The sequence below is a fragment of the Candidatus Amarolinea aalborgensis genome, from assembly GCF_900491745.1.
GTDB classification, from domain to species: Bacteria; Chloroflexota; Anaerolineae; order SSC4; family Amarolineaceae; genus Amarolinea; species Amarolinea aalborgensis.
The window spans coordinates 13,104-33,995 of sequence record NZ_UETR01000002.1; the positions used below are offsets into that span (position 1 = coordinate 13,104).

General features: G+C 62.2%; 22 protein-coding genes. 7 read left to right on the top strand and 15 right to left on the bottom strand.

Annotated features, from left to right (window positions below):
• Positions 1-73: 73 nt before the first annotated feature.
• From ACPQ6D_RS02835 to ACPQ6D_RS02890, 12 genes are all read right to left on the bottom strand, one after another.
• A complete protein-coding gene (locus tag ACPQ6D_RS02835; RefSeq protein ID WP_423222780.1) occupies positions 74-2,290 on the bottom strand; it encodes an AAA family ATPase in 2,217 nt (738 codons plus the stop codon).
• Positions 2,291-2,337: 47 nt separating this feature from the next.
• The gene (locus tag ACPQ6D_RS02840) at positions 2,338-3,804 is read right to left on the bottom strand and encodes an MFS transporter (protein WP_423222781.1); all 1,467 of its coding nucleotides are present in this window, start codon (positions 3,802-3,804) and stop codon (positions 2,338-2,340) included.
• Between the two features lie 8 nt (positions 3,805-3,812).
• Positions 3,813-4,637 carry a cyanophycinase gene (locus ACPQ6D_RS02845; protein WP_423222782.1) on the bottom strand — a complete coding sequence of 275 codons (825 nt, stop codon included), beginning with the start codon at positions 4,635-4,637 and terminating at the stop codon, positions 3,813-3,815.
• Positions 4,638-4,676: 39 nt separating this feature from the next.
• Positions 4,677-5,531 (bottom strand): cyanophycinase, encoded by an 855-nt coding sequence (locus ACPQ6D_RS02850; RefSeq protein WP_423222783.1) that lies wholly within the window; start codon positions 5,529-5,531, stop codon positions 4,677-4,679.
• Between the two features lie 279 nt (positions 5,532-5,810).
• Positions 5,811-7,001: an SLC45 family MFS transporter gene (locus tag ACPQ6D_RS02855; RefSeq protein ID WP_423222784.1), complete on the bottom strand. Its 1,191-nt coding sequence runs from the start codon at positions 6,999-7,001 to the stop codon at positions 5,811-5,813.
• Positions 7,002-7,112: 111 nt separating this feature from the next.
• Complete coding sequence (locus tag ACPQ6D_RS02860; RefSeq protein WP_423222785.1) at positions 7,113-7,463, bottom strand: nucleotidyltransferase domain-containing protein; 351 nt, start codon at positions 7,461-7,463, stop codon at positions 7,113-7,115.
• 209 nt (positions 7,464-7,672) lie between these two features.
• On the bottom strand, positions 7,673-8,452 hold the full coding sequence (locus tag ACPQ6D_RS02865) for a patatin-like phospholipase family protein (protein ID WP_423222786.1): 780 nt from the start codon (positions 8,450-8,452) through the stop codon (positions 7,673-7,675).
• Between the two features lie 279 nt (positions 8,453-8,731).
• Positions 8,732-10,576, bottom strand: a complete 1,845-nt coding sequence (locus tag ACPQ6D_RS02870) for an aldehyde ferredoxin oxidoreductase family protein (RefSeq protein WP_423222787.1) — start codon at positions 10,574-10,576, stop codon at positions 8,732-8,734.
• Between the two features lie 319 nt (positions 10,577-10,895).
• Entirely contained in the window at positions 10,896-12,065 is a 1,170-nt protein-coding gene (locus ACPQ6D_RS02875; protein WP_423222788.1) for an iron-containing alcohol dehydrogenase, read from the bottom strand.
• A 71-nt stretch (positions 12,066-12,136) separates the two neighbouring features.
• Positions 12,137-12,553 (bottom strand): SCP2 sterol-binding domain-containing protein, encoded by a 417-nt coding sequence (locus ACPQ6D_RS02880; protein WP_423222789.1) that lies wholly within the window; start codon positions 12,551-12,553, stop codon positions 12,137-12,139.
• 698 nt (positions 12,554-13,251) lie between these two features.
• Positions 13,252-13,683, bottom strand: a complete 432-nt coding sequence (locus ACPQ6D_RS02885) for an REP-associated tyrosine transposase (protein WP_423222790.1) — start codon at positions 13,681-13,683, stop codon at positions 13,252-13,254.
• A 201-nt stretch (positions 13,684-13,884) separates the two neighbouring features.
• Complete coding sequence (locus ACPQ6D_RS02890) at positions 13,885-14,211, bottom strand: antitoxin family protein (protein WP_423222791.1); 327 nt, start codon at positions 14,209-14,211, stop codon at positions 13,885-13,887.
• Positions 14,212-14,513: 302 nt separating this feature from the next.
• Here ACPQ6D_RS02890 and ACPQ6D_RS02895 point away from each other — a divergent pair, with 302 nt between their 5' ends.
• From ACPQ6D_RS02895 to ACPQ6D_RS02925, 7 genes are all read left to right on the top strand, one after another.
• Positions 14,514-14,852: a HEPN domain-containing protein gene (locus ACPQ6D_RS02895; protein ID WP_423223152.1), complete on the top strand. Its 339-nt coding sequence runs from the start codon at positions 14,514-14,516 to the stop codon at positions 14,850-14,852.
• Positions 14,807-15,160, top strand: coding sequence for a nucleotidyltransferase domain-containing protein (locus ACPQ6D_RS02900; protein ID WP_423222792.1), 354 nt, complete (start codon positions 14,807-14,809; stop codon positions 15,158-15,160). The genes ACPQ6D_RS02895 and ACPQ6D_RS02900 overlap by 46 nt, the downstream gene beginning before the upstream one ends.
• Positions 15,161-15,205: 45 nt before the next feature.
• A complete protein-coding gene (locus tag ACPQ6D_RS02905) occupies positions 15,206-15,520 on the top strand; it encodes a hypothetical protein (protein ID WP_423222793.1) in 315 nt (104 codons plus the stop codon).
• 38 nt (positions 15,521-15,558) lie between these two features.
• On the top strand, positions 15,559-17,550 hold the full coding sequence (locus ACPQ6D_RS02910) for an SUMF1/EgtB/PvdO family nonheme iron enzyme (protein WP_423222794.1): 1,992 nt from the start codon (positions 15,559-15,561) through the stop codon (positions 17,548-17,550).
• Between the two features lie 159 nt (positions 17,551-17,709).
• Positions 17,710-18,780 carry a reverse transcriptase domain-containing protein gene (locus ACPQ6D_RS02915; RefSeq protein ID WP_423222795.1) on the top strand — a complete coding sequence of 357 codons (1,071 nt, stop codon included), beginning with the start codon at positions 17,710-17,712 and terminating at the stop codon, positions 18,778-18,780.
• A 15-nt stretch (positions 18,781-18,795) separates the two neighbouring features.
• Positions 18,796-19,212 (top strand): diversity-generating retroelement protein Avd, encoded by a 417-nt coding sequence (avd, locus tag ACPQ6D_RS02920; RefSeq protein ID WP_423222796.1) that lies wholly within the window; start codon positions 18,796-18,798, stop codon positions 19,210-19,212.
• The gene (locus ACPQ6D_RS02925; protein ID WP_423222797.1) at positions 19,209-19,520 is read left to right on the top strand and encodes an SUMF1/EgtB/PvdO family nonheme iron enzyme; all 312 of its coding nucleotides are present in this window, start codon (positions 19,209-19,211) and stop codon (positions 19,518-19,520) included. The genes avd and ACPQ6D_RS02925 overlap by 4 nt, the downstream gene beginning before the upstream one ends.
• A gap of 118 nt (positions 19,521-19,638) precedes the next feature.
• Here the strand turns inward: ACPQ6D_RS02925 and ACPQ6D_RS02930 are convergent, their stop codons facing one another.
• From ACPQ6D_RS02930 to ACPQ6D_RS02940, 3 genes are all read right to left on the bottom strand, one after another.
• On the bottom strand, positions 19,639-19,869 hold the full coding sequence (locus ACPQ6D_RS02930) for a type II toxin-antitoxin system MqsA family antitoxin (protein ID WP_423222798.1): 231 nt from the start codon (positions 19,867-19,869) through the stop codon (positions 19,639-19,641).
• A 294-nt stretch (positions 19,870-20,163) separates the two neighbouring features.
• Complete coding sequence (locus ACPQ6D_RS02935; RefSeq protein WP_423222799.1) at positions 20,164-20,532, bottom strand: addiction module antidote protein; 369 nt, start codon at positions 20,530-20,532, stop codon at positions 20,164-20,166.
• Positions 20,529-20,867 (bottom strand): type II toxin-antitoxin system RelE/ParE family toxin, encoded by a 339-nt coding sequence (locus ACPQ6D_RS02940; protein ID WP_423222800.1) that lies wholly within the window; start codon positions 20,865-20,867, stop codon positions 20,529-20,531. Before ACPQ6D_RS02940 ends, ACPQ6D_RS02935 begins: the two co-directional genes overlap by 4 nt.
• Positions 20,868-20,892: the final 25 nt, after the last annotated feature.

The window sequence follows — 20,892 nt, forward strand, 5'->3', positions numbered from 1 at the left end:
AGCCGCAGACCCCCTGAGAGCTTGAGCGCGCAAGTCCGGTCGAAGCCGCGCATGATCGTGTTCCTCTCCAGGCTCAAGCGCCCGGCGCAAATACCAAGCCTGTTTCTCCGGCGTCCAGGCGCAGCACCGTGCCCGCGGGCGGTTCCTGCGTCAGCAGATAATCGGCGAGCGGCTCCCGCACGAACTTGCGGATGATGCGGCGCAGCGGACGCGCGCCCCACTCGGGGTGATCATTCTGCGCCAACAGCCAGGTGATGGCCGCATCGGTCAATTCCAGGGTCAGGCCGCGCTCGGCCAGCAGCTTGTTTTCCTTCTTGATCATCAGCACGAGGATCTTGCGCAGTTCGGCCTGCGTCAGCGGCAGGAACATGATGATTTCATCCAGACGGTTGAGGAACTCCGGCCGGAAGAACTGCTTGACCTTGAGCATGACCAATTCACGCGTCTCTTCGCTGAGCATGGTCTGTTCCAGGAACTCGGCGCCCAGGTTGCTGGTCATGATGATCACCGCATCCGCAAACGAGGTCAGACGACCCTGGCCGTCGGTCAGCCGTCCTTCTTCCATGACCTGCAGCAGCACATCGAGCACGCGCGGATGCGCCTTCTCCACCTCGTCCAACAGCACGACGGTGTAGGGACGCTGGCGCACGCGGTCGGTCAACTGGCCGCCACTCTCGTAACCGACGTAGCCAGGCGGCGCGCCGATCAGGCGGTTGACGGTATGTTCCTGCTGGTATTCGCTCATGTCCAGCACCACCATCGCATTCTCATCATCGAACAGGAACTCCGCCAGCGCCTTGGCCAGCTCGGTCTTGCCTACGCCGGTGGGGCCAAGAAAGAGGAACGAGCCAATGGGCCGGCTGGGGTCCTTCAGCCCGACGCGCGCCGTCTTGACTGCACGACTAAGCGCCAACACCGCCTCTTCCTGGCCGATGATGCGCTGGTGCAAAAATTCTACCATGTTGGCGAAGCGCGCGCGGTCGTCCGCGCCCAGTTTCGCCACAGGCACGCCGCTCATCAGGCTGGTGGCTACCAGCACGTCCTCTTCATCCAGCGTCGAATCGTCAGCATGGCCTGGGCTTGGCTGCGGCCGAAAGGCCAGGTGCGGCTGACTGCCCATGCGCACGACCGCCGCCGCGCGGTGCATGAGCTGCACCGCCGCCGCCGGAAGCGGGTTCTGACCCAGGTAGCGCTTGGCTAAGGTTGCCGCACGGCCCAGGGCCTTGTCGTTGACGGTGATGCCGTACTCACGCTCCAGCGCGGGTTTGTGCAAACCCAGGATGGTGGTTGTGTCCGCCACAGTCGCTTCGGGCACGCGCAGCACGTGGCTGCGTTCGGTGATCAGCGCGTCGTTGGCGATGCGCGCGGTGTAGTCCGCGTCGGTGACGCTGGCAACGACCACGGCGCCGCCGTCCAAGAAAGCGCGCCGCACAGCCGTGGTGGCCTTGGGGAACTCGGCATCCAGCGAATTGCCTAGAAAACGCTGCGCGCTGGGCAGAAAGAGGATGCCGCCGCTGGCCTGTTTTGCGGCCGCCTGCACCGATTTGGCCGCGTCGTCCAGCAGGGCTGTTTCTGCAATCGTGATGACGGACTTCAGATCGCGCGGGCCTTTGCCTTCGGCCATGAGCAGCGCCAGGCTCTGCACCAACGACCGTTTGCCCACGCCAGCCGGTCCCACCAGGATGACATGACGATTTTCGGCCAATGCCAGCAGGCTCAACATATCGCGTAGCAAATCCTCGCGGTAGAACACCGGCGCCAGCTCGCCGGCCTTGGCCTGCGCCACCCAGTCGGGGCTGGTCAGGCGTTTGGCCACGGCCGTGTCGGCCAACAGGCTGGTCATGGCGGCCGGCGTCACGCCGTAGCGCTGCAGCATGGCCGCGGTGGAAACGCCCTTCTGGCTCATAGCCGCCAGGGCATGGGCCGAGCCGACGTAGATTTCACCCGCAGCCTGGGCAATCGCGCGGGCCTCGTCCAGCACCACGATCATCTCGTCCGAAAGCGCGGCCGGTCGGCCGTCGTCGCCCATGAAGTCCAGATTGGCGTTGGCGCCGTCGCGCATCTCGGCCATCGTCTGCACAGTGCGCGCCATGTCGTCCAACTTGAAACCGCGCTCGGCCGCCAATTTCTGCAACACACGGTTGGCGTCGAAGTCCGGATTGGTGATGAACAGGTAAAGCAGCATTTCGGGCGTCAGCACCGTCTTGTTGAAGCGCTGACGCAGCGCCCTGGCCGCGTTGAGCGCCTTGCTGGTCTCCGGCGCGAGGATGTTTGGATTCAGTGTTCCCATACGTGTTTCCTATGCTTCGAGTGCTCTATGCTGTCCAGCGATGGCCTTCAGTCCCTGGGGCGCCGATGTTCCAGGCGCAGCGCAGCCAGCGCCAGCAGCAGCGCCAGGCCGACGACGGCGGCGCCGAGCAAAAAGACATCATGCAGGCCGGCGACCAGGGCGGCGGGCGGCGCGCTGGTGACGTCCGCGCCCACGGGGATTGACGTGGCGGCCTGCACGCGGCTGGCCCACAGCGCGCCGAGTGTGGCCACCCCGGCCGTTTGTCCCAGCACACGCGCCAGGGCCAGCAGACCGGAGGCAATACCCAGCCGTTCGCGCGGCGCCGCGCCCATAATGGCGCTGTTGTTGGGGGCGTTGAACAGGCCGATGCCCAGGCCCACCAGCGCGTAACGCAGGATGTAGCCGCTGCGCGTGGTGTCCGTGTTCAGGGTCGAAATCAAGACAAAGCCCACGGTCAACAAAGACAGACCGGCCACGCAGATGGCGCGCGTGCCAAAACGATCCGACAGCAGGCCAGCCAGCGGGCCCATCAGCCCCAGACCCACCGGAACAACGGCCAGCAGCAGTCCCACCTGCTGCATCGGATAGCCGAGGACATTGTTCAGATAGAATGGCATGAGGAAGGTGGAGCCAGCCATGGCGATGAAAACGAGCACGCCGGTGACCAGGTTGACGCTGAAGAGCACATTGCGGAAGAGATGCAGGTCAACCATCGGCTGGGGCGTGCGCAGGCTGGCCAGGACGAAGCTGATTGCCAGCAGTCCGCTGCCCAGGAGCAAGCCAATGACGAGCGGACTGCGCCAACCGGCGCCCTGGCTGAAACTCAGCGCCAGCAGCAGGGAAAGCAACGCGCCGAAGAGCAGCAGCGCGCCGGGCGCGTCGAAACGCTGGCCCGGGCGCGGCGGCGACCACGGTACAAAACGGTAGACCAGGGCCACCCCGATGATGCCGACCGGAAGATTGACATAAAAAATAGAGCGCCAACTGAAATGCTGAATCAGCAGGCCGCCCAGGGTGGGGCCAGCCATGATGCCGAGAGAGACGATCACGCTGCCGTAGCTCAGGGCCCGACCGCGTTCGCTGGCGGGAAACGCCTCGGTGATAAGGGCTGAACCGAGCGCGGCGACCATCGCGCCGCCGATGGCCTGCAGGACGCGGAAGACAATCAACCAGACGATGTTGGGCGCCAGTCCACACAGGGCCGAGGCCAGCGTGAAGAGGACAAAACCGCTGAGGTAAATGTTCTTCTTGCCGCGCATGTCAGCCAGGCGCCCAACCGTGAGCAGCAGGCTGCTGAGGGTGAGCAGATAGCCCAGCACGACCCACTGCACCAGGGCAAAGGTCGCGCCCAGGTCGCGTTCCAACGTGGGCACAGCCACGTTGACGATGCTGCCGTCAATCGTGGACAGGAAGATGCCCATGCCTACGGCGCTCAGAACCAGCCACTTACGGCTGTAGTCAGGCGGGGGCAGGGCCTGAGGTTCTGGCGCGGCCAGCGGAGATCGGTCAGCCACGGCGCGGCCTACGGCTGCAGCGGGCGGCGCTTGTCAATGTCAAAGCCGTAACCGTCTACGAGGACATGCATGGTGACGCCAAGCATCGCAACGGGCTTGATCTCCTCCATTTTGTGAATGTCGGTGTATTCGAGCGAATTGCAGTCCACGATGACGACGCTGTGCTGCCCGATGACGCGCAGGCGGTTATCCGCTTCGATGACGATGGCGGTATCCTCGTCAATGCCGACGCCGAGCAGGAAAGGGTTGTACGCGGCCGCGGCCATCAGGCGGCCGGTGCGCAGGCGCTGACTGAAATGTTGATCAATGATCAGGCGGTTGGTCAGCCCCAAGCCGGGCGCAAAATTGATCATGCGCTGGATCGGTGTGCTGCCCTGATGGCCGAAGGCAATCATATGCTCGCATAGCACAGCCGCGCCGGCGCTGGTGCCGCCCACCAGGACGCCGTTGGCGTTGGCGCGGCGGATGGCCTGCGCCAACGGCGTGCCGCCCAGCAGGGCCGAGAAGCGCAGCTGATTGCCGCCGACAAGGAAAATGCCGGTGGCTTCTTGCAGCGGAATCAGATGCGCCGGATCAATCGCATCCTGGCGCTGGAACACCGGCAAAATCTGCACGGCCGCCGCGCCAAACGACTGAAAGATGTCCATGTGCGCCTGACCGGCAGTCTGCCGGTCCTCGGACGCGGTGGGAACGACCACCAGCCGGGCGGCATCGCCCCCGGCCAGGGTGTGGAAATAGCGCAAGATGCGGCGTGCGCCGGCTTTGTCTTCGGAGCCGCCAATGGCCATCAGCGGACCGCGCTGGCTGCCGGTCGGAATAGGTGCAGGAGACATAATCTGTAATCTTCAATCTGTCATCTTGAATCTTGAGCCCTAGAACGAACTGCGCGCCGGTTCTTCCAGGATGTTCTCTTCTTCGTACAGGCCGCGCTTGTCAATGTCGTAGTAGTGATCGTTCGGCAGTTGGTGGAACTCGATGCCCTCGATGGACACGGTCTGCCCGAAGGGGACTTCGTACAGGTTCGTGCGCGTGATGCCGCTGCCATTGGCGAGGGCGGCGGGGACTTCGCCCACGCCTTCGAGGAGATTGCCCGGGTGCAGCACCACTGCGGCGTTGGCGTGAATGCCAACACCGAGCAAGAATGGATTGGCCGCCACGGCCACGCACAAAGGCCCATACCACGCATCCGCGGTGTAGTCCGCCACGAACATGACTCGATTGGTCAGTCCCAGCCCAGGCGCAAAGCGCACGATGCCTCGTTCAGGCTGCGGCCGCGGCTCGGCATAGGCGATCATGTGTTCCGCCAGGAAAGCGACGGCATGACCACTGCCGGCTACCACCTTGCCGCGTGCGTGACCGCGGCGGATGGCCTGCGCCACCGGGGTGCCGCCCAGGACGGTGGAGAGGCGCAGCGGGTTGCCATCCGTGAAGAAGTAAGCCGTGGCGTGTTGAATCACGGCCTGTGCGTCGGCGCTGCGCGCATCCAGCCGTGTGCGGATGGGGAGCAGCTCGACCCAGTTGACCCCCCAGCGCGCAAACAAGGCGCGCGCCTGCTCAGCGGCGTCGAAATCGCGACTGGCGGTGGGAATGATGGCAATACGCGCGCCGTAGCTGCCCGCCAACTGCCAAAAGTATTGTAAGATGTAGCTGGCGTCGTTGAACGGCTCGTGGCCGCCGGTGGCGACGAGGGCGCCCCGAGTAAAGCCGGCCGGTACAAGTGCTGGCATACGGTGGGTGGTACCTCACTGATTGGTGTGCACCGTATTGTACACGCGTTCACCCACCGCGGCAAGATGGCAGAATGAGGAATGAGGAATGAGGAATGAGGAATGCTGAAGGCTGAATAGCGCCAGCGCCAGGCGCCGCACAACCGTGGATGAAAACAGGCAATCCGTGGCGATCCGTGTTCATCCGCGGCCTGTTCTTTGGTCAGTCCTCACACAAAGCTATAAAGTCACCAAGATGTCAAGAGCTTCTCTGCGTCTTGGTGTCTTTATGTGAGTCAATCATGTTCGGGATACCTTGATGCGGCTCATCATGACCAGGGCCAGCAGCATGAAGACTGCGGCAAAGGGCCAGATGGCCCGGTGCGAGGTGAGGTCAATCAAGCCGCCGGCCACAATCGGCCCGGTAATGGCGGCCAACGATGAGGCGAAGTAATACAGCCCGGTGAGCGCGCCAATCGCGTGGTTGCCGCCCACATCGTACACCATCGGCAGCGAGTTGATGTTGACCAGCGCCCAGAAACCGCCCATCAGCGCCAGCAGCACGAGCAGCTGCAGGGTGTTCGTCAGCACCAGCGCCAGGAGCAGGCCGATGGTCATGCCGATCAGTCCGATCATGATGGTCGGCTTGCGCCCGATGCGCGTGGCAATCAGGCCGCTGGGAATAGCAAACAGAATGAGCATGGCCGCGAACGCGGTCAGCATTTGGGTGCCGGAGCCAACCGCAATACCAAGCACGTTGCGGACATACAGGGTGAAGAAGGCCTCCACCGCGTTCCAGGCGATGAACCAGCAGAAGATCGCGAGCAGAATGTACATGCCGTTCGGATTGTCGCCGCGGCTGACGTCACGCAGGCTGTCCCACACCCCTGGCGCCACGACTTCGTTGGCAGCCTGCGGCGCTGCGGGTTCACGCACGAAGGCCAGCACGACGCCGATGGCGATCAGCAGCAGCAGCGCGCCGACGATGAACGGCAGCGGCACGCCGATCTTGTAGAGGGCGCCGCCGCCAAACAGCGCGATGGCACCGCCGACGCCGCCCATCAGGTTGATGACGCCATTGGCCTTGCTGCGCTGCTCGGCCGGATATAAATCGCCCAGGTAGGCGACGGTGGGCGAGCGGAAGAGCGCCATGCCGATGTTGGTGCCCAGGATGGCGAGGGCAATGAGGGCAAAGTTGGTGCGCACAAAGGGCACCAGGATGAAAAAGACCGCGGCCAGCGGCGCGCCGGCCATCAGCCAGGGCTTGCGCCGGCCCCAGCGGCTGCGCGTACGGTCGCTGCGCGCCCCCACCCAGGGCTGGACGAACATGTTGATCAAGTTATCCCACGTCAGAATGAAGCCAACGACGAGGGCCGACAGCCCCAGGTCTTCCAGGAAGGGCGGGATCAGGCTGTTGAACAGCGGCCAGATGACGCTGATGCCCAAAAAGCCGAAACCGAGGACGAAGGTTTTCTTCCAATCGAACTTCATGGCGCGCCTCCCTCAACCAAATACGATTCTGCGATTTGCACGAAGCGTTCAGCGAACGCCATTAGTCGGTCAGCATGGGGCCGCTCAATGACAGACACCGCTTGATAGTTATCACAACACGATCCCTTCGCGACGAATGTTCAAGAATAGCGGGCTACGTTGATGTTCGAACCAAGCGAGCGAAACAGGGAATGTCGAGATGAGGAGATCATGACGCAGGCAAACCTCAGAAACGGCCGGATTGAGACGTTCGATCTCGGTGGCAGGGTTGGTATCATCATTCAGCACAACCATCAGATCAACATCCGACGCAGGGGTTGCTGTCCCGCGCGCGTACGAACCGTATAGGTATAGTTGGCTTAGCCGGGCGCCATACAAGTCAATTAAAGCTTGCTTTACTTCTCGAAGCGCAACGGCTATCACATTTGGCAGGTCTGGTGGCTTCCGAGCCTTGTCAGCCACAATTCACACTCCTTGATTACAAGTCCTCGCATCTCATTTTAATGGCTGCAGCCGGTTTCGCGAAATTGGATGGAGACGAAAGGACGCATTTCAATCTGGAGGCAGATCGGGCGACTGTCAGTCGCTGCAACTACTGCCAAGCCCACCTTCGTGAGCTACACCCCGAGATTGAAATGTACCCGAGACCAAACCCTCGAATTGAGCGTATGTTAGGAAAACAAACGATTGTACAGCCGGGGCAGTTGGGCCACCATGGCTCGCGCGCCGCGTTGACGCATGTCCGCGCTCGCCAGGCGCAGCAGACTGACCTGGTCAAGATCAGGCTCCACCAGCACGTCGGCCGAATGTGGATCGTCGCCCGCGCGCACCAGCAGCCAGGAGAGGGCCGCGATGCCTTGCCAGAGCGTGCTGCGCGGAATGGCATGCGGCGGCGGGAAACAATTCACCGCAATGACCACATCGGCCCCCAACTGGCGCGCTACCGAGATAGGGAGGTTGTTGGTGACTCCGCCGTCAACGAGCAGACGTCCGTCCAGCATCAGCGGCTCGACCATGCCAGGCACCGACGAACTGGCGCGCACGGCCGGCGCCAGCGGCCCGTGCTGGAAGATGACCGGCTTGCCGCTCATCAGGTCGCTGGCGACCACGATCAACGGCGTCTTGAGCTGCTCGAAGGTGGTGACGCCGGCGCTCTGTTCCACCCAGCGCTCCAGCCGCGCAAATGTGACGCCGAATCCGCCGGTGCGCGAGGGGCGCAGCGGCCGCGCAATGCGGTCCCAGCGCATCAACTCGGACACTTGCCGCACCTGTTCGTGGCTTCCACTCGCGCAATAGGCCGCGCCGACCATAGCCCCGGCGCTGACGCCAACCACAAAATCAATGGGGATGCCCTGGCCGTCGAGCACCTCCAAGACGCCGATGTGGGCGAGGCCGCGGGCCACGCCGCCGCCCAAGACCAGCCCGATTCGTTTGTTACTTGTCCAATTCATCGTCTTTTCGACCCGATCAGAAACTCGGCCTACTGCCGATAGAAACCCGGCTTCCCCAGGAAGCCGGGTTTCTGCCTGCGCAACCGTTCGCGGGGCTTCGAAGTGGGACGCAGATTAACGCAAGAAAAACGCAGATAAAACGGGATAGTGACCACGCAGGCGCGTGCGGTGAGATCTGCTTAAGGGACAAGGTCTGCCATCTCACAGAATAGCAAAATCTGCGTGCGAAGCTTGCGTTAATCTGCGTCCTGGTCATCTCCCTGAACGCTTACCTACCTACTACCACAATGCCGCCACGGCTTCCGGCAGGTCCAGCTCAGCCAGTTTCTCCGGCAGCGGCTTGCCGGTCTCCCAATCCCAGCCGCGCGCCCGATAGTAGATCGGCAGCATCATTTCAAAATCGAGGCTGTTGCCTTCGGTGTTGCTCTTGACCAGCGGCGTGCGCAGGAGCTTGGGCAGCGTGTCGTCCGCACGCGTCGCGCCCAGGCGGCAGTTGAGCGCGCGCTTGAGGTTGGTGATGCGCTGGCCTGTGCGCGTGATCCAGGCATAGTCCGCTTCGATGCCGGCGATGGTGCGCAGCAGGCTGACCAGGTTATCAACCTGTGGATCCTCGAAATGACAGAGGATAGCGCTGTTGGTGAAGCTGCGAAAATCCATCGTGGCTGCGGCCATCACCGCCTGCGCCTCGCTCTGCTCAAAGCGGTCGAGCAAGTCCAGGCCCAGCTCGGGGATGATGCGGCCGCGCCCCACTTCGTAGCAGTCGCCTGACATGTGGTCCGCGCCGCGGTTGCCGGTGGCATAGACCAGACCTTGGCCCATGAACGCGCGCGGATCATGGAACGGCGCTTCCAGGTTTTTGACCTGCACGGCCAGTTCAGGCACACCAAAATGCGTGGCCAGGGCCAGGGCGCCTTCCGCGGCGATGTCGCCGATGCCTTCACGCGCCCCAATCATGCGCGTCAGGCGAATGGCCGGTTCCGCATCCCCCCAGGGCAACGCCATGCCGATTTGCTCGGCGCTGATGATCCCTTCATTGTAAAGGTAGTAGAGCAGCCCGATAGTATTGGCGGTGGAGATGGTGTCCATGCCCAATTGGTTGCAGATGTGCCCGGCCATGCCGGCCGCCTGCATGTCGGGAGAGTCCAGGTTGGTCGTGAAGCCGGCGACCGTTTCGTATTCCGGCCCGTCCACCAGCGGCTCCTGATACTTATCCAGGTGGACTTCACGATTGCAGGCGATGGGGCAGCGGAAGCAGGCCAGGTGGCGAGTGAGCATGGTTTCGGCCATCGTGCTCATGTTGACGTTGTCTTCCAGGTGCGCGGATTCACCGGCCGTGTAGTAGCGCCGCGGCACATCGCCGTACATGAACCCGGCATCGAGACTGAGCACGGTTCCGCCCACGCGCAGCGCCTGCGTGAAGAGGTCTTCGATGACGAAGTTCATCGTGCGTCGCAGCGTCTCTTTGAACTCTTTGGGATCGGCCAATGGGATTTCCGCGCGGCCGTACGCGGCGATGGCTTTGAGCTTCTTGCTGCCCATGACCGCGCCCAGCCCCGTGCGCGCGGCGCAGCGGCCGTGGTCGTTCATCACCGCGGCAAATTTGACCAGCCGTTCGCCGGCCGGGCCAATGCAGGCCACGCGCGACTTGGGCTGGCTGATCTCGGCCTTGACCCGTTCTTGCACGGCGTAGCTGTCGAGACCCCACAGGTGTCCCGCGTCGTGGAGCTGCGCTTCGCCGTTGACGATGCTCAAATAGACCGGCGCCGGCGCCTGGCCCGTGATGATGATGCCGTCGAAGCCAGCCTGGCGCATGGCCGGCCCGAAGAAACCACCGCTGTTGCCCTCGCCGGTCAGCCGCGTGGCCGGTGAACGCGTCACCACGCTGAAGCGGCCCGCAGCCGGTGTCGTGGTGCCCACGAAGGGACCGGTCATGAAGATGAGCGGATTGTCCGGCCCCAAGGGGTCGGTGTCAGCGGTGACATAATCCCACAGATAGCGTGCGCCCAGGCCGCTGCCGCCCAGGAAACGGCGCGCGTAGTCCGCATTGAGCGGCTCAACCCAGGTGCGCGGCTGCGTCAAATCAACACGCAGGATTTGGCCAAGATAGCCAGGGAGGGTGGTCATACGAGTGTCCTCGTTTTCGTCAGGCGCTGCCCAGATCTCGCGGTCGGCAGCGAATTTTCACCCCGGGGCGGGTCATCCCGCCGCGGCCCGGCGACGATCGCCGTTGCCAGGCCGCGGCGGTTTCAGGCGGCCGTGCGTCACTATTCAGGCATCCTCCGCCAACTGCCGCCGCCAGGACTTCGGCGAGCTCAGTCGAGCCGTCGGCCGTCGCCGACCGGCATCGCGTCCACGCAGGTCGGACGTCCGGCGGCACGCTCATCAGGCGTGATGTCCATTGCTCGCTTGCGACGGCGCACCGCCTGAGCAGTTAGGCCTGCGCTCAAAAATCAATCGGCGTGCCGTCGAAGGTGTAGCGCAGGAGTTTGGCGGTGTCGGCCTGATTGGGCACGCGGGAAGACATCGTCACCGAGGTGTCGCCTTCCACCAAGATCACCATGCGGCTAATTTCGCTATCGTACGTCGCGGGGTCAATGCCCATTTCGCGCCCAGACAGCGGCAGGCCGATCTGGCGCTCCAGGTCACGGATCGCGGCCGCCAGGCTGGCCGCGCCCTGCGCCTCATCCGCGGCCGGCAGATTCAGGAAGCGCGCAATGTCCGCGTAACGGGTCGGGTCCTGGCCGCGCACGCAGTATTCGATGGTGTAAGGCAGATACATGCCCACGCTGCGGCCGTGCGGGATGTGGAAGCTGGCGCCGAGCGTGTGGCCCAGCGAGTGGGCCAGGGCAGCCTGCGCATTGCCAAAGGCCATGCCCGCGATGGTGGCGGCGTTGTGCATGCGCTCGCGCGCCTCCATGTCTTTGGCGCCCTGGCTGACCGCGGTCGGCAGGTAGCTGAACACCAACTGGATGGCTTTCAGCGCCAGGCCGTCGGAGAAATCGTTGTGCCAGGAGCTGGTGTAGGCCTCGATGGCGTGGGTGAGCACATCAATGCCGGTGTCCGCGGTGACGCGGGCTGGCAGGTTGGCCGTCAGCGCGGGGTCCACGATCGCCAGGTCAGGCAAAATCTCGCGCGAGGCCAGGCCGAGCTTGCGCCGCTCTTCCACATCGGTCAGCACCGTGGCCCAGGTTGCCTCCGAGCCGGTGCCGCTGGTGGTGGGGATGGCAATCAGGCGCGCCTTGCTGCGCAGGCCGATGGGCACGATCGGATTGATCGCGGCCGGTTCAATATCAGGATATTCGTACAGAATCCACATGGCCTTGGCCGCGTCCATGGCGCTGCCGCCGCCCAGGCCGATGATCCAATCGGGTTCGAACTCCAGCATCGCCGCCGCGCCTTTGCGCACCGTTTGCAGCGAAGGCTCTGGCTCCACGTCCGAAAAGACGGCCGCGGGGATGCCGGCGTCGTTCAACTGCGCGATGACGAGCTCAGGATAGCCCAGCTTTGCCAGCATGGCGTCGGTCACGATGAAGGCGCGCTGGCCCTGCAACTGGCCGAGGTAGCTCAGGGCATCCTCGCCGTAGACGATCTCTGGCGCTTTGAAAAACCACATAACCGCCTCCTACCTGCTGCGCATGGGAACCAAGCCGGCGAGACGCGGTCGCCTCGCGCGGCCAGCGCCCGTTACACTTCGTCGGGATACTGCGTGGGGATGAAGGTCGTGCAGCGCACCAACTCATTGGCGGCCTTGACCGACTTCATGATCTTGAGCATGTTGCCTTGCAGTTTCAGCTTGCGCGTGACCAGGGCTTGAATGGGGTCAATTTTGCGGCCGATGACCTGCTTCCACGCGGACAGGGGCGCGGCAATGACGAATTCTGGGGTTTTGACCGAACGATCGGCCACCATGCCGGCTTCGCGGCATTTGCCGTGCCACAGGTCAAGGTACATCACCTCTTCCTTGACGACGCCCTGGCCCGGATCCACAATAAAATAGAAGTCGCCTTCCCACGTCGCTGCGGCTTCTGCGTAATCTTGACTCTGGTTTAGTTCCACCTGCAACTGCTTGGCCCATTCCTCGCTGGGAAACGGAAGTTTCATGGTTCGCTGCTCCTTTTTGTGATCCAATGGATGCAGTGCAAAGATGACGCACTGCGATATAAGCATTGTAACATGCTTTGCGCCTGCTGACAAAGCACAGAGGCGCATTGGCGGGCGGGACGCCCGCACTCCAGGTGACGGACGTTGGTCGCCCGCCCGGCGCGGCTTGACAGGACACCCGCGTCGCCGTAGGTTCACGCCTCCGGCGTGACGGGCGTTGGTTGCGCGCGATACACGGTCCGACAGGACATCCGCGTGGCCGTAGGTTCACGCCTCCGGCGTGACGGGCGTTGGTCGCCCGCGCGACGCAGTTCGACAGGACATCCGCGTCACCGCAGGTTCACGCCTCCGGCGTGACGGACGTTCGTTTTCCAGACACGACGGCAAGTCCACTCGTCGTGCTTATGGTAGGTCACATCTCCGGTGTGACAACGCTTGTCTCGCGCGTCGTCGTCATCGTAGGTCACATCTCCGGTGTGACGACGTACGTTTTTCAGACACGATGGCAAGTCCACGCGTCGTCATCGTAGGCCGCATCTCCGGCGTGACAACGCTCGTCATGCCGGCGACGACGGCCACCATAAGACTCTTCGGTGATTGACGACGGCTCATTCCAAATCGTCCCGATTGAATGATGTGAGCGAATCAGGCAATGTCCATCCCCATTGTTCTGGGTAGAACCCTCTTGATTTCCATGCCTAGAAACTACTGTGCGGCCAGTCCTCAGGGCGAGTTACGTATCCATGCTTAACCGGGTTGTAGTGAATGTAGTTGACGTGATTGTCGAAGTCCTCAGCATCACGAATGATGTGATCCTGAAAGCGCTTCTGCCAGAACTTCATCCTCCCATCAATTCCAAGCTTGTCTTTGTACGCATGGGTGAAGTACGATTTTGCCGATTGCATGATCGTGCTGAAACTGCTGGCGCCATTCGGCCTGATCAGCAGGTGCATGTGATCGGGCAAGAACACATAAGCGAGCATGATAAACGAGTGCAGTTTCTTCGTGTTGCGCAGCGTTTCGAGGAACAGGTTCAAGGTTGGTTCGTGAGCAAACACCGGCTCGCGCCCCTGGACGACATTGGTAATGAAAACGATGGAGTCGGGTACGTAATAGCGTCGGAAGTTCATAGGGTATACTTGCTCCATCATGCAGGATCACGCCACGCCGCAGGCGATGACCTACGAGGGGGTTGTTGTGTGGAGGCACGTTTGGTTGTCACGCCGGAGGCGATGACCTACGAAGGGGATCGTTGGCTCGTGATACATGCGGATGTCACGCCGGAGGCGATGACCTACGAGGGGGTTGTTGTGTGGAGGCACGTTTGGTTGTCACGCCGGAGGCGATGACCTACGTTTGTCCGTCCCGTACAGATAATGGTCGTGTTGGTTAGCCAGATCGGTTACGCCGGTGGCGATGGCGGATTCATGAATCCGGTAGAGCGGAGACGGCGCAGCGTCCAACCAGGCGCAGATGACCTCCCATAGTTCTGCCAACTGCTCAGGTTGCAGCCGCTCAATCGCGGCAACGACCTGACCCTTCGTTGGCGCCACAACGCGGTACAACCGGACTTCCTGGTGCTCTGCGAGATCCGACGGCGCTTGCAGCGGACGAAACACGCCGTTCTCATAGACGGCCGCAATGATGTCGTTTGCCATGATGTATCCTTTTGGCCAGAACTTGCCTCATGCGGCGGAATTGTAGCACGCACACCCGCCCGGCGCAAGGCTGAGGATTGTTCATTCTTGCGCCATCGTCTATAATGACGTGCGTTACAACTGTTCACTTTACGGCCTGACATGGAGAGGTGAATGTGTTATGATCCAAACTTGGCAAAGATCGAGGCCCTGGTGGATGCCAGGCAAATCCTCAAATTGACAAGCTACACATGAATGTCCCTGAGGTTGTCCGATATTGGCTTGAATCTGCCGATGATGATTGGCCGGTTGTCAAACATTTGATGAACAGCGGAGATTATCACTATGCTCTGTTCTTTGGGCATTTGCACTTGGAGAAACTACTGAAGGCGCTGGTCGTGAAGGCTACTGGCGAACACGCACCCCGTACCCACAATCTGCTCATTCTTGCGGAACGGACTAACGTGGTACTCTCTGACGAGAAACGCCGGCAGTTGGTCCGCTTTACGGCGTACAATTTAGAGACACGTTATCCCGAAGATCGTCTGTTACTACGCGATCGGTACTCGAAGTCCTTTACGGAGACGGAGCTGCAACTCATTGAAGAGGTGGCGTCATGGCTAAAGCAGGAACTGCAACGAGAGAGCAGCATCGAGTCATAGGACCAGAGCAGGTCATCCTCAAGGTGCAGGAACTGCGCCGCATCCTGCGTGCGCAAGACCTGGATATGATCGCGGTCTACCTCTACGGTTCCTATGCGGCCGGCACGGCTGACGCCGATAGCGACATTGACGTCGCAGTGGTCTCACCGGACTTGACGGGAGACCGCTTACAGGACTGGGTGCGCCTAACCACCCTGGCGACGCGGCTCGATGCGCGCTTCGAAGTCATCGGCTTCCGGCCTGAGCAGTTCCGCGACGAACATCCGTTGGCCTGGGAAGTCAAGACACGAGGCATTCTCGTGCAGTGACAGCCATATGCTTTCTGCCCCACTTATCGTCTTCGAGGAAGCTCTATGAGCAACGCAACAAATGAGAGCGCGCAAACGGCTGATGACGACATGCGATCTGCGTATGATTTTTCGGATGGCGTACGCGGCAAGCATGTGGCGGCCATGTGCAGCGGCTATACGATCACCATTCAGCGCGCGGACGGCACGACTGAAACCCGTGAAGTCAAGCCGACAGAGGGAGCCGTTTTTCTCGAACCGGATGTTCTGCGCTATTTTCCTGACTCTGAATCGGTGAATCGCGCGCTGCGAACCCTGATTGCGCTGTTTCCGAAGGAACCTGTCCGCGGCAACCGGCGCACCGCCCATCGCTCATCGTAAGGAAGCGTCAACCATTGACCGCCTGAGGAGGGCGCCCGATGCCTCTGCAACCTGGCACGATTCTGGAAAACCGTTACCGCGTCGAATCCCTGCTCGGCCAGGGCGGGATGGGCGCGGTTTACAAGGCGTTCGATCAACGCCTGCGCCTGGCCGTGGCGCTGAAGGAAAACAGCCTGGTGACGCTCGACGCCCGCGCGCAGTTCGAACGCGAGGCGCTGACGCTGGCGCGGCTGCACCACAGCAACCTGCCTGCCGTGACCGACCACTTCATCACGGCTGAGGGCGCGCAGTACCTGGTGATGACCTTCATCGAAGGCGCCAACCTGGCCGAGCTGCTGGCCGCCCGCGGCCGTCAAGCGCCGGCCGACGTGACGAGCTGGCTAGGACAGGTGTGCGACGCCTTGACCTACCTGCACAGCCAGAACCCGCCCATCATCCACCGCGACATCAAACCGCAGAACATCAAGATCACGCCGGAGGGGCACGCCTTCCTGGTGGACTTCGGCCTGAGCAAAGTTGGTTCCGCCTACCAGAGCACGGCCAGCGGCGCGCTGGGCGTGACCGCGGGCTATGCGCCGCTGGAGCAGTACGGCAGCGCGCACACCGATCAGCGCACCGATGTCTATGCGCTGACGGCCACCCTGTACGCGATGCTGACCGGCGAAGCGCCGCCAGAGAGCGTCAAGCGCGCCGTGGGGACGGTCGCGTTGACGCCGCCGCGCGCCCTGAATCCCACCCTCAGCCCCGCGCTGGACCGGGCGCTGCTGCACGGCCTGGAGACGCAGCCGACCAACCGGCCGGCGAGCATCGCCCTGCTGCGCCAGGAGCTGGAGGCGGGCCTGGGCGCGGCCAAAGCCGGCCGCCCCGCGCCCCCGGCGCCGGCGGCTCCGCCCACGCAGGTCATTCCGCGGCCCTCGCCTCGACCGGCATCGTCGCCAGCCAGCCTGGGACGTGGTTTGCCGGGCTGGATATTGATCGGATTGGGGGCGGCGGCCGTGGCGCTGCTGATCCTGGGGGTAGCCATCGCGGGTCGCGGTGGCCCGCCCCCGGCGCCGACTACGGCGCCGACCACTGGTGGGGGAACGGTGAATCCCAGAGCGACGGTGACTTTGCCGCCGGTAGTGACCGTATCGAACGCGACGGCTACGCCCACGCCAACTGATATGCCGACCTCCACACCGACCCGACCGACGGAACCTGCGGCCGGGGCAACCCGTGTACGGGACGCGGATGGGGCGGTGATGGTATATGTGCCGGCGGGCGAATTTACGATGGGATCGGCGGACAGCGACAGCCAGGCGCAGCCCGATGAGAAGCCGCAGCACAAGGTTACATTGGATGGATTCTGGATAGACCGCACGGAAGTGACGAATGCGCAGTACCGGAAGTTCGTGGAGGCTGGGGGTTACAACCAGAAGCAATATTGGACCGAAGCGGGGTGGGCGTGGAAGGAGCAGAACAACGCCACACAGCCGGGTTGCTGGAGCGACGGCAATTTCAATCAGGCCGCGCAGCCGGTGGTGTGCGTGAGCTGGTACGAGGCGTATGCCTATGCGCGCTGGGCCGGAGGACGTTTGCCGAGCGAAGCGGAATGGGAGAAAGCAGCGCGGGGTACAGACGGGCGGATTTATCCCTGGGGGAACACGTGGGATGGCACGCGTGTAAATTTTTGCGATCAGCAGTGTGAGTATGACTGGAAAGATGCGAGTGTGAATGATGGGTATAGGGCTACGGCGCCGGTGGGGAGTTATGCGAATGGGGTGAGTCCTTACCGAGCGCTGGACCTGGCGGGAAATGTGTGGGAATGGACAAGCAGTGCATGGGGGAACAGTGGTGATAAGCCAGATTTCGCATATCCATACAACCCTAACGATGGACGAGAGGGCCAGAATAGCACAAATGTTCGTGTCCTGCGGGGCGGGGGTTGGAACAATGAAGCGAGGCTTGTGCGCTCCGCCAGCCGGAACAGGCTCGACCCCGGCGACCGCAACAGCAACTTCGGTTTTCGGGTGGCGTCCCCCGGCCTCTGAGTCTCTGGCGTCTCTGGATCTCTGAGTTTTTTGACATCTGGCTTGGTGTGCGCCAGGATACAGCACGGCGAGACGAACTTGTGAGGGGGTGCAGGGGGCGACAGCCCCCTGCCGGTTCAAAGCGGCAACCTGTACTATGCGAAAGAAATGAGTGTTGCTATGCCGACACAGGTGCGCGGCGTCTACGCCGATATCTATGCCTGGGAAAATCTCTATACGGCCTATCTGCGTGCGGCGCACGGCAAGCGCAGCCAGGACGCCGTGGCGCGTTTCGAGCGGCGGCTGGAGGACAACCTGGTTGCGCTGCAGGACGAGTTGGCGCAGGGGACGTATCAGCCGGGGGCGTACACCAATTTCACCATCCACGAGAGCAAGCGCCGCGTGATCAGCGCGGCGCCCTTTCGGGATCGCGTGGTGCATCATGCGCTGTGCCAGGTGATCGAGCCGGCCTTCGAGGCCAGCTTCATCTTTCATACGTACGCCAACCGCGTGGGCAAGGGCACGCACCGGGCGTTGGATGCCTGCCAGGCCTGGACCAGGCAGTATCGCTACGTCTTACCGTGCGATATTTGCCAGTTTTTCCCGGCGATTGACCATCACACGCTGAAACAGCAGCTGCAGCGCCGCATCCAGGACGGCGACATCCGCCGCCTGATGGCACTGATCCTGCGCAGCGGCGAGGGCATTTTGCGCCAGGAATACGAGATGGTGTATTATGCGGGCGACGACCTATGGGCGGCCCTGCGCCCGCGCGGTCTGCCCATCGGCAACCTGACTAGCCAGTTCTGGGCCAACTGCTACCTGAACGAGTTCGATCATTTCGTAACCCGTGAACTCGGCTGCCACGCCTACCTGCGTTACATGGATGATTTTCTGCTCTTTGCCGATGACCGGGCCACGCTGTGGGCCTGGCGCGGGGCGATCGTGGAACGCCTGGCGCGCCTGCGCCTGACTCTGCACGAAACGCAGGCCGTGGTGCGTCCGGTTACGGAAGGGATTCCCTTCCTGGGCTTTACGATCTTTCCAACCCACCGGCGCCTAAAGCGGCGGCGCGGCATCGCCTATCAGCGCAAGCTGCGGCTCTTGCTGGCAGCCTATGCGCGCCGCGAGATTGGACGCGAGGCCATTCAGCGCTCGGTGCTGGGCTGGATCAACCACGTGCGCTATGGGGATACCTGGGGACTGCGCCTGGCCGTGCTGAACAGGCTGCGGCTATCGGGTCAGGTATGAAAGGGGCGCCATTGCATGGCTGAACGTGAAATCGCTGGCGCGGGCAAAGCGAGCGCCGAGCTGCCGCTCTTCATCAGAACATACGATTTCGTCGGGTGGCTGGTGCCGCTGACGAATCACTTTCCGCGCGCACACCGCCACACCGTGACCAAGCGCTTACTGGACGCGGCGTTGGATTTTCAGCAGATCGTGCTCCTGGCCAACTACGTGTTCGGGGAGACTCGTTTGGCGCAGTTGCGCCTGGCAGACACCGAGTTGGACAAGATACGGCTGTATCTGCGCCTGGCCCATCGTTGGCAATGGATCAACATTGGCCAGTATGAACATGCCAGTCGCCTGGTGGCCGAGTTGGGTCGCCTGCTGGGCGCCTGGCAGAAGGTGACTCGACAGACAGCGGGCCAACCTGGCCCGGCTGCAGTGGGGACCGGTTGAGACGTCGTGTCCTGCGGGGCGGGAGTTGGAACAATGAAGCGAGGAATGTGCGCTCCGCCAACCGGAACAGGAACGACCCCGGCAACCGCAACAACAACATCGGTTTTCGGGTGGCGTCCCACGGCTTTCTACGCACGCGGTGTTGTCTGAACCCGCAGAAACGCACCGCAACGTACCAGAATCCGGCGTCGGTTACGGCTGACGCCGCGCGGCTGAAGGCCGGCGCAATCGGTTCCTGGCCGCCTGCGGCATGCAGCGCAGGCGGGCGAATATCAAAGCAGCCGGCGCCCTGCCCGCCAGCGTCGTGACGCTCGGGCTGGCGCCGGCCAGCGTTCGTGTATAACGCGAGCCTTCGGCTTGCGCTGTTGACGCCCCAAGCGACCATGCTTTCCTGACTCCGAAGACGCAGGAAAATCATGGACGGATCTAGGCGGCGGCAAGTTCATAGGCCGGCACGTGCACGATGTCCCGTGGGCGCGGTGGGTGGCTCAGCAGCGCCAAGACCCGACGCGTCGTTTCCTGGCTGTATTCCTTCTCTCCGCACTGCGTGCACACATAGGCCGGCACATTGCGAATGATCCAGAATTCCCCGTTGTCTTCATACATGAAGGTGGTTTTCTGTTCGATCATCTCGCCGCGGCAGTAATAGCATGTCATGATGGTTTCAACCTGATTCGATTATTTGCCCATTATGGTCGGTGAAAAACAGTTGCTGTTGACGAGCGATGTACTGGATCACCTCTAGCTCTATCATACACCCTTTGTCCAGGATAGCAGTCGTTCCTGAGTCTTCGAGCCAAGAGCCATTGTAGCATAGGTGGCACGGCCTATCAACTGGACTGGCGATGATCTCGCCAGACTTGGCGGGAGACCGCGCAAATTATGAGTCAGCATCTGTAGAGCCGAAACCCAAAGAACGCCTCATGGAACCGACAGTCGCCAACTATTTCCCTATCCCGCGTCTTCGTGGTAGGTAGCCGGCGTTTCAGCCACCGCCACCTCGACACGTGACGACTGAGGTATCCGCCCTGGTTCAACTTCAACCGCCAAACGCAAGCCGAGGCTGTGCAGCAAAGCATTGAGACTGGACAATTGGGGATTGCCGGCTGCCGAAAGAAGCCGGTAGAGGTTCTCGCGATTCAAACCAGTCTCGCGCGCCACATGGCTGATCTTACGCGCCTCAGTCACATCACGCAGCGCCAACAAAAACATCTGCTGGTCGCCATCCTCGATGGCCGCATTCAGATAGGCCGCTGCTTCCACAGGGTCGGTCAAATCCGCCAGCAATCCATCTTCGTATCTGACCGTCACCTCGCTCATATTGCCCTCCGTAGGTAATCTGTCCAATAGGCCTGTGCTCTTTGAATATCGCGCGCCTGCGTTCCCTTGTCGCCGCCGCAAAGGAGAATGACCAGGGCGTTCCCCCTGCGACCATAATACACGCGATACCCAGGCCCAAGATGTAGGCGCAGTTCGCTCACGCCACCGCCGACGCCACGACTGTCGCCGAAATTTCCGAGACGAACCCGATTGAGCCGCACCCGCACTCGCGCACGCATAGGCGCATCGCGCAAACTCAGGAGCCACTCGCGAAACGGATTACGTCCGTCTTCTGTGAGATACTCAAGGAGTTCGATGATGGCATTGTCTGGCATGCGAGCATTGTAGCATAAAAACTAC